This window comes from Micromonospora sp. NPDC047187 (assembly GCF_040643355.1).
In the GTDB taxonomy this organism is placed as follows: domain Bacteria; phylum Actinomycetota; class Actinomycetes; order Mycobacteriales; family Micromonosporaceae; genus Micromonospora; species Micromonospora salmantinae.
In genome coordinates, this window is record NZ_JBEYUF010000015.1 from 1 (window position 1) to 11,843 (window position 11,843).

Sequence of the window (11,843 nt, forward strand, 5' to 3'; positions counted from 1 at the left end):
CCGGGCACGGCGGGCCCCCGCCCCCACCACCGCAACCCGGCCCCAGCGACCCCCCGGAACGAAGAAAGCTCAGCCGACGACGGAGAACAACCGCCGCCGCGCCCCCAGCAACGCGACGGAAGCCAGCACCAGCCCTACCCCCATCGTGACCAGCAGCGGGCTGGGGTCGCCCGGCAACAGCCCGGCCACCGACCGCGACGCGGTGCCCAGGGCCAGGTAGAGACCGGCCCAGGCGGCCGCGCCGATCGTCGCGCAGCCGAGAAATCGGCGGTACGACATCCGCAGCCCGCCGGCAGCCAGTGGCAGCAGCGCGTTGAAGACCGGCAGGAACGGCGCGACCATCATCATCCGGCCGCCGCCGCGACGCAGGATGCCTTCGGCCGCTGTCCAACGGGCCTCGCCGATCCAGCCGCCGACGCGGCTGTCGCGCAGCCGGTCGGAGTAGCGACGGCCGATCAGGAAGCTCAGCGACCAGCCGGCCAGGCAGCCGATCAGCACCGCGGTGAAGGTGGCCAGCCCGGTGCTCGGGCGGCCGACGCCGACGGCGGCGAGGATCGCGACGTCGCCGGGGACCAGGACACCCAGCAGGGGTACGGCGTCGAAGAGCATGACGAGCCCGAGCGCACCCATCAGCAGCAGAATCGGTAGTTCTCCGATCTGGGCCAGCCATTGCGTCATGCGTCCACGCTATGGCCGTGGCACCACTTCGGACATCGGGTCGTAGCCCCCAGTGACCCCTGGTATCCGCCTCGGGGTCGCCCCTGAGTCGGGGTCCGCCTCAGGCGGGACGCAGCACCTGCACGTGGCGTAGCGACGAGTCGACCGACGGTTCGGTGGTGGGCACCGGGTAGTCGGCCAGCACGGTCAGGCGGTCCGTCGGTAGGTGTCCGCGGCCGGGGTCGCCGACCAGCACGTCGGCACCTGCGGCGGCGGCCCGCTGCAGGAAGGGCAGCATCCGGTCGGCCATCGCGCGGTCGTAGAAGACGTCTCCGGCGACGACCAGGTCGACCTTCGCTTCGGTGCTGTCGAGCAGGTCGTCCCCGGTGGCCTCGACGGCGACGTGGTTGGCTCGCGCGTTGAGGGTGACGGCGGCGACGGCGTACGGGTCGATGTCGTTGGCGGTCACCTCCGCGGCGCCGGCGAGGGCGGCGGCGATGGCTACCAGTCCGGATCCGGCGGCGAGGTCGAGGACCCGGCGGCCGGCGGCCAGCTCCGGGTGGTCGAGGAGGTGGCGGGCCAGGGCCTGTCCTCCGGCCCAGGCGGACGCCCAGTACGGTGCCGGCAGCGCGTGTCCGGCGGCTGCCTCCATCCGGGCCCACCAGACGATCGCGTCCTCGGCCAGGTGCAGCCGCACCTCGGGGACGAACGGGGTGGGCATCAACCGGAGCCGGTCCAGACCGGCGCCGGGCGCGTGAATCTCGCGTTCCAGCTCGGTCAGCGCGTCGGCGGCGGCATCTCTCATCGGCGCAAGCATGCCCCAGCGGCGGTTGGTCGGGGCGGGTTTCACATGCCGCCGCGCAGAGTTCACCCGAGTTCAGTCAAATACCTACGGCACTTCGGCCAGCGGATCGGGGTTTTGCCCGTTACTGTCGAACAGGTACGGGCGATCATCGGCCAGAGGCCGAGGGTCAGCCGCTTTGAACAGGGAGAGATGCATGGCAACCGGCACGGTTAAGTGGTTCAACTCGGAAAAGGGCTTCGGCTTCATCGAGCAGGACGGTGGAGGGCCGGACGTGTTCGTCCACTACTCCGCCATCGCCTCGAGCGGCTACCGGGAGCTCAACGAGGGCCAGAAGGTCGAGTTCGAGGTGACCCAGGGGCAGAAGGGTCCGCAGGCGGACAACGTCCGCCCGATGTAGCTCCGTGCCGGTGACGGCGGCCGGTCTCCGGCCGCCGTCGCAGCGCACTCAAGACGCCGCCGGGGCGGCGGGCAGGTCCCGCCGCCTCCGGAGTGGCCCGACCAACAGAATCATCGGGGTGAGCGCCAGCCAGGCGGTCATCCCGACAATTGCCGTCTCGACGCCGTAACGTGCGCCGATGGCACCGGCCAGCACGGCCGCCAGCGGGATCGTGCCGTAGTTGAACAGATGCATGCTCACCGTCACCCGGCCCAGCAGGTGGTGCGGCGTGTAGGTCTGCCGGAAAGCACCCTTGACCACGTTGCCGACGGCCACCCCGAGACCGATCAGCAGGCCGCCGAGGGCTGGCCAGGCCAGCCCGACGCCGGGCGCGGCGAGCGGGATGAGCAGCGCGGGCGGGCCGGTGAGCGCCGCCGCGATCAGCAGCGCCCGCGCGGTGCCGTAGCGCCGGGCCACAGTGGTGGCGAGCAGCGCGCCGATGATCCCGCCGGCGCTCATCACCCCGACGAGCCCACCCACCAGGCCCGGCTCGAGACGCAGTTCGCGGACCAGGAAGACCACCAGGACGGCCTGGTAGCCGGTCAGCCCGATGTTGCTGGCCGCGCCGAAGAGCGTGAGCACCCGCAGGTACGGGTCCCTGATGACGAAGCGCAGCCCCTCGGTGATGTCCCGGCGCAGCGACCGGGACCGCTCCGAGGGGCGTACACGTGGTTCGCGGGTGCGGATGCGCAGGAGGAACACCGCGGACAGCAGGAACGTGAGCGCGTCCAGCAGCAGCGCGGCGACGGCGCCGATGAGCTGGGCGATCAGACCGGCGAGGCCGGGTCCCACGACGTAGCTGACGGTCTGGGTCGCCTGGAGCTTGGCGTTGCCCTCCGGCAGTTGCCCGGGTCGCAGCAGCACCGGCAGGTAGACCTGGTCGGCGGTTTCGAAGAAGACCCGCGCGGCGCCCGCGCTGAGGGCGACCACGAGCAGTTGTGCGACGGTGAGCCGGTCCACCAGGGCGGCCAGCGGCACGCTGAGGAAGGCCACCGCGCAGAGCAGGTCGCAGATCACCATCACCGGTCGGCGGGGCAGCCGGTCGACCCACGCGCCGGCCGGCAGGCCGATCAGCAACCAGGGCAGCCAGGCCGCGGCGGTGAGCACCGCCACCTGGAAGGTGCCGGCGTCGAGGACGGCGACCGCGACCAGGGGCAGCGCGACAGTGGTGACGTTGCTGCCGACGCTGCTGACCGCCTGGCCGGCCCAGAGCAGCCGGAAGTCGCGGTGCCGCAGCAGCCCTGCGGTCGGCCGGACGTCGCTGGGGTCGCCGCGGGTGGCGGTGGTCACGGTCGGGCCGGTACGCCGTGGACGAACACGAAGACCGGTCTGCGGTCGGCGTCGTCGTCGGGTGGCTCCCGGTCGGCCCAGCGCGCGAGGACGTCGATCACCTCGTGGCTCAGCTCGGCCAGTTCCTCGGGTGTGAGGCGTAGCCAGCGGTCGGTGGAGAACGGCGCGTCGTTCCAGGTGGCCTGGGTGCTGTCGTCGGCGGCGTGCCAGGCCCGGGCCAGGGCGACGTGCCGGTCCAGGTTGAGCGAGGTGGCGGCGTCGGCGACCGCTCGGGCGGCCGGGTCGGCGTCGAAGTCGGCGTTGGACCACCGCAGCCCCCGGGCGACCAGGCGCCACCACCGCTCGCGCCGGTCCCGGGCCAACTCGGGCGCCTCGGTGACCAGGTCGGCGGCGGCGAGGACCTTGAGGTGGTGGCTGACGTTCGCCGGGGCCTGGTCGGTGCGCTCGGCGAGCAGCCCGACGGTGGAGGGCCCGTGGACCTTGAACACGTCCATCAGCCGGCGGCGCAGCGGGTGGGACATGGCGGCCAGCACCCGGGAGTCGGTGATCTGGCGTACGTCGGAGCTGTCCATGTCGACAGGGTGGCATCCGCAACAACTCTTGCGCAATAGTTATTGCTCAACGATCGTTGCGGAGTTCGCCAAGAGGGGCGGCCCGGCGGCCTCGGGCCGCCCCTCGCTCAGGCGACCAGCCGGCGGGCCAGCTCGTCGGCGACCTGCTTGGCCATGGTGGGCGGAATGGCTGCGGCAATCTTCTCCGGCGTCAGCGACGCCAGGACGCCCTGGACGATCGCCGGCTCGTCGGTGAAGTCCCGGTTGGACAGCGCTGTCAGCGCCGCCTGCAACGCACTCACCTGGGCGGCGAGCGACGTCAACGTCGGGTGCGCCGAGACGAAGTTCGGGACCGTGGCATCCTCACCCATCGCCATCCGGGTGTAGATCTGCCCGATCGGGTTGCGACCGTCCAGGACTGTGAGGTTCTTGTGGACGGTGGCCAGCCAGTTGTGTTCTTCGGGGGTCATGTCGTCGTCCTCCAGGAGTCCGATGGAGCTGAGGTAGCGGCGGAACAGGGGCCGCTGGTCGCGGCCCGCCTTGATGGCGTCGCGGAAGAAGCTGAAGTGGGTGTGCCAGCGGTGGGAGCTGTCCCCGCTGGTGCGCTTGCCGAGGCGATCCCACCGCCTCACAGTGGTGCCGTCGGGGCTGTAGATGATCTCCCGGATGTCCCGGGTGTCGGCCGCGTTCGCGGCGCACTGCGCGACGCACCAGACCGAGAAGCTGGGCAGCGTGTTCGTACGACCACCGGAGCGGACATCGAACTGGCCGACGTCCAGCGCCGCCGCGTCGAGGGTCAGCCCGGCCCGGTCGCGGGGCGACTCGACCACCGAGTAGTCGCCGGTGACGACCCGGTCCGATCCGCAGTGGTAGCCGCCCCGGTGGGCCGAGTCGCCGACGATGCCGACCTCGCCCGGGTCCAGGTCGTCTGGCCCAGGGGCGTTGTCGAGGTGAGTGAGGAGCAGGCTTCGGACGGCCAGAAGATTAGCCGGGGCCCGGGTCATGGGGTCCCCCTTTCCGAGAGGCGGGGACCGGGCACGACGTCACACCGCGTACGCGGTGCTGGGCTTCGGGCGAGCCCGGCCTACTGGTGCACGGCGCCGGGCGTTGACTCAACCATAGCCCGCGTTTTGGACAAACGCCCAGCTCAGAGCAGGTCAGTGCAAACTGGAGACTGCCGAGGGTCAGAGTGGACGATTGGCAACAGCAGCGCCGACGGGTGAGCCGGATCGTGCAGAACCTGCCGCCAACCGGCACGCAGCGTCACCGCCGTGCCGAGCGGCTCCCCCGTGCCGGGGTTGCGGGCCCACCGTGGATGGGCGCCGCCGCAGACCTGCACCCGCAGTCGGTGCCCGGCGGCGAAGCGGTACGCGGTCGGCCAGAGTGGCACCGGAATCCGCAGCGCCCCGGAAGAGTCGGGCGGGAAGCGCTCGGGCGTGACCCGCACCAGGCCGTCGCACACGTTCCACGAGCGACCCCGGCGGTCCACGTCGCACAGACGAACGAACACGTCCAGGTACGGCAGATCACTGCGGACGTGGATCTCGGCGCGGACCGGGCCGACCACCTCGACCGGCGCGGTCAGCGGGGCACTGGTGTAGGTCAGCACGTCGGGACGGGCCTCGACGCGCCGGTTGTCGACCGGGCCGGCCCGTTGGGCGACGAGCAGTGGACCGCCCAGCGACGGGGTGGGATCGGCCGGGTCGTAGCGGAACGTGTCCGGTGTCGACGCGACAGGTGGGTGTGCCGCCAGCTCCCCACCGGGTTGCAGGTGCCAGGGGGTCTCGACGGCCGGGGGTGGCCAGTCCGGCAGGTCCCGCCAGCCGCCACCGGCGCCGCCGACGTAGATGTGCACGGGCGGCCGGGCTGGTCCTGCCGGGACGGGCGTACGAGACGCGGCCGGCAGGTGCTCGTCGAGCCAGGCCAACCCCTCGCGCAGCGCGGCCACGAACAGCCCGGGGCTGCCGTGCGTCCACGGCCCGATCACCAGGCGCGGTGGTGTGCCGGCGGCGCGCAGCACGGCGTGGTCGTCGAGCTGGGCGGGCAGGAAGATGTCGTGCCATCCGGTGACCATGACCACCGGCGCCCGCACCTTCGCGACCTGGTCGGCGAAGACCCGGCTCCGCCAGTACGCGGCCTGCGGTGTGTGGTGGCGTAGCCACTCCTGGAAGAACGGGATGGTCACACCGGTGGCCACCCGGTCGGCGTCGGCCAGGGGGAGGTGCTCCAGCGCGGTGGCCAGCCGGGGTTGCCCGCGCTTGAGTTCCCACTGCCGGGCCAGCCACGGCACGGTCTGCGCGTGCAGCAGCTCCGCCCAGGTCAGCACGGTGTCCAGGGCGAAGGACTCCCCCGCGTACGTCGAGTCGCGGGTCGCCGAGGCGGTCACCACGGCGACCATCGCCCGCAGTTCCTCGCCGGCGTCGGCGGCCAGGGCCCACTGGGCGAAGCCCTGGTAGCTGACCCCGAACATCCCGAGTTGCCCGGACCACCAGGGCTGGCGACGCAGCCAGTCCAGCGTGTCCGCGCCGTCGTCGCGCTCGTGCACCAGCGGGGCGAACGTTCCACCGGAGCCGCCGGTGCCCCGGCACGACTGGATCACCGCGTGCCGACCCCGGGCGGCGAGCAGCCGACCGAGCAGCCGCAGCGGTCCACCCCGCCCGTAGGGGGTGCGGATCAGCACGGTCGGCGCGCCGTGGACGGCCGGGGCGTAGTGGTCGGTGCGCAGCACCACACCGTCGCGGGCCCGCACCGGGAGGTCACGGCTGACCCGCACCGGGCCGGGGCGGGTCGGTGGCAGGCGCAGCGCGGCGCTGGCGAGGCGGGTGACGGGGTCCGGCAACGGTCAGCCCGTCGGGCGGCGGGGTGACTCCGGCCGGGCGGCGCGCACCGCGTCGCGGTGCCCGCGCAGCGATTCGCTCATCTCCGCCATGAACCGGTGCACCACCTCCAGCTCGTCCTCGCTGAACCGGGCCATCACCGTGTCGGTACGGGCGCCCAGCGGCCGGAAGAACTCCATGGCCAGGGTGGCGCCCTGGTCGGCGTAGTGCAGCAGCACCTTGCGCCGGTCGACGGTGTCCCGGTCACGGCGGATGTGCCCGGCCCGTTCCAGCCGGTCGATCAGGGCCGTGACGGAGCCGGAGGAGAGGTTCAGCTGCTCGCCGAGACGGCCGGGGGTGATCGGGTCACCGAGCAGCTCGGCGTCCATCACCGCGATCAACGCCTGCAGGTCGGTCGGGTTGAGGCCGTTCAGGTTGGCGAAGGCGTGGCCGACCTGCTGGGCGTCCACCGCGTACCGCCGGAGGTTGTTGGTGATCTCGGCGACCAGCTGCTCGCGGCGCGTGTCGCGCCGTCGGTACATGCCGTGAGTCGCCACCTCGCGCCGCTCTTCCCGTCGTCGGTCTCCCGGGTTGCAGCATAGAACAGCCCCGGATAATCTCGGCTATCAAGATACTCGACTTCCGAAAGACCTTGAGGTCACCTGATGTCTGTGTTCACCAGAGTCGCTCGTGGCCGGCTGGCCGCCTGGCTCACAGTGGCCGCCGCGATCGTCGTGGGCGCTGCCGTCTTCGGCACACCCCAGCCGGACAACCCGGCGCCGGTCTCCGCCACCGGCCTGTCCGTGCAGTGGCAGTCGACCCAGGTGCAACGTCTCCAGGATCAGCTGCCCTCCAGCGACGTGCAGCCGGCCATCGTGGTGATCAGTCGTGGTGACGGCGGCGCGCTGAGCGGGACCGACCGGGCGACCGTCGGCGCTCGCGCCGACGACCTACGCCGACTCGCGGTGGGCGGGCAGGTCAGCCCCGCCCAGGTCTCCCCGGACGGCGCGGTGGCCCTGGTCGCCGTGCCGCTGGACACCGCCGGCGGGCAGGAGGTCGTCACCGACACGGTGACCCAGCTGCGCGCCACCCTCATGAACCTGCCTGACGGGCTGACCGCCGAGGTGACCGGCGCCCCGGCGTTCACCGCCGACCTCTCCTCGGTGTTCGACGGCGCCGACGTCACACTGCTCGTGGTGACCGCCGGCGTGGTCGCGCTGCTCCTGCTGATCACCTATCGCAGCCCGTTCCTGTGGATCGTGCCGCTGGTCGTGGTCGCCGCCACCGAGCAGCTCACCCTGCGCGCGGTGGACGTCATCGTGCCGGGCGTCGGCATCAACCTCCAGCAGGGCCAGGTCACCGGCATCGCCAGCGTGCTGGTCTTCGGCGCCGCCACCGACTACGCGCTGCTGCTCATCGCCCGCTACCGGGAGGAGCTGCGCCGCGAGGAGGACCGGTTCGCGGCGATGCGCGCCGCGCTGCGCCGCACCGCGGAGCCCATCCTCGCCAGCGGCGGCACCGTCGTGCTCGGCGTCCTCACCCTGCTGCTCAGTGAGCAGGAGACCAACCGGGCACTGGCCGTGGCGTGCGCCACCGGTGTGGTCTTCGCCATGCTCTCGGCCCTGTTCGTGCTCCCCGCCGTGCTGGTGCTCTTCGGTCGCGGCCTGTTCTGGCCCTTCGTACCCCGGGTCGGCGGCCCGGTGCGCGAGGGTCGGCTCTGGGGTCGACTCGGCACCGCCGTGCAACGCCGCCCGGTGGTGGTCGCGACGCTGGCCACAGTGCTGCTCGGCGGCCTGGCACTGGGTGGGCTCGGCATCCGTACCGGCCTGTCCGAGACCGAACAGTTCCGGGCCGAGCCCGAGGCGGTGACCGGGGCACAGACCCTGGCCAGGGCCTTCCCCGCCGGCAGCACCCAGCCCGTCGCCGTGATCACCACCCCGGCGGCGGTGCGGGCGGTCACCGCCGCCGCCACCGCCGTACCCGGTGTCGCCTCGGCGCGCCCCGGCGACGCCGGCGCGGCCGTCGCCCAGGTCGACGTGGTCCTCGACGCCGAACCCGGCACCACCGCCTCGGACCGCGCGATCGAGGCGCTACGGGCGGCGGTCGCCGCCGTTCCCGACTCCGCGCCGCCGGCCGCCGCCGGCGCCGACGCCCCGTCCGGGGCGATCGTCGGTGGCTCCGTGGCCGCCACCTACGACTCCGACGAGGCCAACGACCGGGATCTGCGACTCATCCTGCCGATCATCCTGCTGCTGGTCGGCGCCGTGCTCGTGCTGCTGCTACGCGGTCTGCTCGCGCCGCTGCTGTTGGTGCTCACCGTGATCGCGTCGTACTTCGCCAGCCTCGGCGCGGCCTGGCTGCTCTTCGACCACGTGCTGGGCTTCCCGGCCCTGGACAGCGGTGTGCTGCTGCTCGCCTTCGTGTTCCTGGTGGCGCTCGGGGTGGACTACAACATCTTCCTGGTCACCCGGGCCCGGGAGGACGCCCGCAGCGCCGGCACCCGCGCCGGGATGCTCTCCGCCCTGCGGGTCACCGGCGGTGTGATCACCAGCGCCGGAGTGCTGCTCGCCGCGGTCTTCGCCGTGCTCGGCGTGCTCCCGCTGATCACCCTGACCCAGATCGGGATCATCGTCTGCATCGGTGTCCTGCTCGACACCCTGCTGGTCCGCACGGTCCTGGTGCCGGCGCTGGCGTTCCTGCTCGGCGACCGCTTCTGGTGGCCCGGCCGCAACACGCGCGACCCGGTACAGGCCACCCCGCGCTCGCCCGAGCCGGTCGCCGCGCACGACTGACCGACTCGTCGGGGCCGTGGCGAATCCGCCACGGCCCCGACCAGGTCAGTACGCCAGGCAGACGCACTCGCTCATCAGCGCCCGCACGTTGCGCACGTACGACGGGTTGGGGATGGCCAGCGGCTCCCCCTCCTGCGCCACCGCACCGTGACCGAAGTTGTACGCGGCGATGACGGCGTTGAGCAGGCAGGAATTCAGCTCGCTGGTGCACAGTGCCGGATCGAGCCGGAAGTCGGACTCGAAGTACATGTCGCCGATGTACTTCGTCGCCCAGGCCAGGTAGGTGGCGCCGAGGTAGGCGTTGTCCTGGTAGGCGTCGATCTTGTAGCTCTTCTCGAACCGCTGGTTCATCCAGGTAGCGGTGTCCGGCATCACCTGCAACAGCCCGACCCCACCGTCGCAGGCGTAGATGTTGGACTGCCAGCCGCTCTCCTGCCACGCGGTGGCCTTGAGCAGGTTGAGCGGGATCTTGATGTCCGGCGCGGAGACCGGCCAGTAGGTGCGGTTGGCCGCATCGGTCAGCGCTGCCTTCACCTCGGACCGGCTCGCCTGGGTGCCCTTGTAGGTCGGCTTGCAGGAACTGGGTGCCGGCTTCGGGGGCGCCGGCGGAACCTCGGTCTCGGTGGGCGGCTTCGGCACCGCTCGCGGCTTCGGCGCCGCCCGGGTCGGCTTCTTCGTCGTCTTCGGCTTCGGGGTCGCGCTACGACTCGGCGCGGAACCCATCGATTCCACGGCGCTCACCGACGGGCTCGGCTCCCCGTCGACCTCGTCGGAAGGTGCATCGGTCGGCCCGTCGGTGACGGCGACCGGCGCGGCCAGGCCCGATGGGCTCTCCCCCTTGGCGGCGCAGCCGACCAGTGCGCTCGCCAGCAGAAGCCCGGCGAGCACTGCGGCGCCCAGCCGATCGGTGCGTCGAACCATGGCGTTGCCTCCCCCGTGTGATTGTCGCCGCACCCTAACAAGGTTCGACCGGGCGGCGTTGCCCCTGCGAGGGCCGCCGGGGGGCCTGGTCGACCGGGGGCTGACCGTCGCCCACCGCCCGGTCCCGAGTCGCCCAGGCGACCATGAACACCACAGTCCAGAGCACCCCGAGCAGCACCGCCGCGGCCGTCCCGCTCGCCGTGTCCAGTCCGAGGTAGAGCCGCGCGCCGCCGATCCCGAGCACCCCTGCCGCCGCAGCGGTCCAGGCGGCCACCGCCACCGGCCAGTGGGCGCTGCGCGACACCAGCCACGCCAGGGTGCAGAAGCTCGCCGCGACCACGGCGTTCTGGGTGGAGAGCGGAGCCACCTCACCGCCGCCCGGGGCGGTCCCATTCGGGCCGGTCAGTTCGGCCACCAGGGCCAGCACCACCAGCGGCACGAACGCGCCCACAGTGCCGACCACGCTGAGCAGGTCCGCCCGCCAGGGTCGGTTGCGCCACGCCAGCACCGCCGCCACCAGCGCCACCAACAGGATCAGCACCGACCCGCGTACCACCGACACCACTACCAGTGTGGCGTCGGCGGCGTCCGGGGTACGCCGAGCGGCGAACCACCCCGCGATGGCGCCGTCCAGCGCGGCGAGCCCACTGTTGCGGACCGCCACCGCGAGCAGACCGGCGATGGCGAGCCCGGCGGCGAACAGCAGCAACAGCCCGGCGGCCAGATTGAGCAGCAGCGTCCAGGCCGGGCCGATCCGCATGGCCACCAGGAAGAACAGCACCCCGTAGCGGGCGGTGAGCCACCGCACCGGGGGCAGCGCGCCGGCCCGGGACAGCAGCGCGCGCACCGGGTCGGGGTTACGGCCCAGCCATCGACCCACGAGCACCACACCCACCAGGCCGGCCAGCAACAGGAATGTCACCCCGGTGGCCCGGCCGAGCAGCCGGGAGACCGTGTCGTACGACTCACCGGCGAGGTGACCGAGCAGCACCGAACCGCCCACCCAGGTCACCACCCCGGCCAGGTTCCAGAGGGCGAACCGCCGGTACGGCATACCGGCCGCACCGGCCAGCCGGGGCACCAGGGTCCGGGCGAAAGCCACCCATCGGGCGGCGAACACCCCCCGACCACCGAGGCGGGCGAGCATGGCGTCGGCGCGGGCCCACCGTTGCGGCCCGACCCGGTGACCCAGCCCGGCGCGCAGCCGTGGGCCGTACCGCCGTCCGGCCCGAAAGGCCAGCCCATCGCCGAGAACCGCCGCGACGATCATCGCGAGCAACGCCGGCCCGAGCCGCAAGGTACCGTTGTAGGTGAGGAAGCCGACGAGCAGCAGGGTAGCCTCACCCGGCACGAGCAGGCCGAAGATCACCGCGGTCTCGCCCGCCACGATCAGCGCGGCGACCAGGTAGATCCACAGGGTGGGCAGACCCTGCACCCAGGTCAGCAGCTCGTGCACTCAGGCCCCCGGGACACGGGTGCCAGCATGCCAGCCCGGGGAACCACCGGCACAGCGGTTTCACCATAGATCAGGGGCACCTGGGGGTGACCCCGACGCAGCCTGCGCGAGCGCAGGCG

The 11,843-nt window shown here is 72.5% G+C and carries 11 protein-coding genes; 2 read left to right on the top strand and 9 right to left on the bottom strand.

Annotated features, from left to right (window positions below; translation table 11 throughout):
- Nucleotides 1–69: 69 nt before the first annotated feature.
- Both ABZ794_RS22295 and ABZ794_RS22300 read right to left on the bottom strand, forming a co-directional pair.
- Nucleotides 70–678, bottom strand: a complete 609-nt coding sequence (locus tag ABZ794_RS22295; protein WP_238688156.1) for a VTT domain-containing protein — start codon at nt 676–678, stop codon at nt 70–72.
- Nucleotides 679–778: 100 nt separating this feature from the next.
- A complete protein-coding gene (locus ABZ794_RS22300; protein ID WP_307850698.1) occupies nt 779–1,462 on the bottom strand; it encodes a 50S ribosomal protein L11 methyltransferase in 684 nt (227 codons plus the stop codon).
- A gap of 193 nt (nt 1,463–1,655) precedes the next feature.
- Here ABZ794_RS22300 and ABZ794_RS22305 point away from each other — a divergent pair, with 193 nt between their 5' ends.
- Nucleotides 1,656–1,859 carry a cold-shock protein gene (locus ABZ794_RS22305; protein WP_007462771.1) on the top strand — a complete coding sequence of 68 codons (204 nt, stop codon included), beginning with the start codon at nt 1,656–1,658 and terminating at the stop codon, nt 1,857–1,859.
- A gap of 48 nt (nt 1,860–1,907) precedes the next feature.
- Here the strand turns inward: ABZ794_RS22305 and ABZ794_RS22310 are convergent, their stop codons facing one another.
- From ABZ794_RS22310 to ABZ794_RS22330, 5 genes are all read right to left on the bottom strand, one after another.
- Nucleotides 1,908–3,188, bottom strand: a complete 1,281-nt coding sequence (locus ABZ794_RS22310) for an MFS transporter (RefSeq protein ID WP_357517344.1) — start codon at nt 3,186–3,188, stop codon at nt 1,908–1,910.
- Nucleotides 3,185–3,760 (bottom strand): helix-turn-helix domain-containing protein, encoded by a 576-nt coding sequence (locus ABZ794_RS22315; protein WP_210787189.1) that lies wholly within the window; start codon nt 3,758–3,760, stop codon nt 3,185–3,187. Before ABZ794_RS22315 ends, ABZ794_RS22310 begins: the two co-directional genes overlap by 4 nt.
- A gap of 107 nt (nt 3,761–3,867) precedes the next feature.
- Entirely contained in the window at nt 3,868–4,743 is an 876-nt protein-coding gene (locus tag ABZ794_RS22320; RefSeq protein ID WP_357517346.1) for a hypothetical protein, read from the bottom strand.
- A 143-nt stretch (nt 4,744–4,886) separates the two neighbouring features.
- Nucleotides 4,887–6,578 carry a CocE/NonD family hydrolase gene (locus ABZ794_RS22325; RefSeq protein WP_210787198.1) on the bottom strand — a complete coding sequence of 564 codons (1,692 nt, stop codon included), beginning with the start codon at nt 6,576–6,578 and terminating at the stop codon, nt 4,887–4,889.
- A 3-nt stretch (nt 6,579–6,581) separates the two neighbouring features.
- Entirely contained in the window at nt 6,582–7,097 is a 516-nt protein-coding gene (locus tag ABZ794_RS22330) for a MarR family transcriptional regulator (protein ID WP_210787200.1), read from the bottom strand.
- Between the two features lie 123 nt (nt 7,098–7,220).
- Here ABZ794_RS22330 and ABZ794_RS22335 point away from each other — a divergent pair, with 123 nt between their 5' ends.
- On the top strand, nt 7,221–9,347 hold the full coding sequence (locus tag ABZ794_RS22335) for an efflux RND transporter permease subunit (protein ID WP_210787202.1): 2,127 nt from the start codon (nt 7,221–7,223) through the stop codon (nt 9,345–9,347).
- A 45-nt stretch (nt 9,348–9,392) separates the two neighbouring features.
- Here the strand turns inward: ABZ794_RS22335 and ABZ794_RS22340 are convergent, their stop codons facing one another.
- Together ABZ794_RS22340 and ABZ794_RS22345 are read right to left on the bottom strand one after the other, a co-directional pair.
- Nucleotides 9,393–10,268 (bottom strand): lytic transglycosylase domain-containing protein, encoded by an 876-nt coding sequence (locus ABZ794_RS22340; RefSeq protein ID WP_210787204.1) that lies wholly within the window; start codon nt 10,266–10,268, stop codon nt 9,393–9,395.
- A gap of 34 nt (nt 10,269–10,302) precedes the next feature.
- Nucleotides 10,303–11,724 carry a DedA family protein gene (locus ABZ794_RS22345; protein WP_210787206.1) on the bottom strand — a complete coding sequence of 474 codons (1,422 nt, stop codon included), beginning with the start codon at nt 11,722–11,724 and terminating at the stop codon, nt 10,303–10,305.
- Between the last annotated feature and the right edge of the window lie 119 nt (nt 11,725–11,843).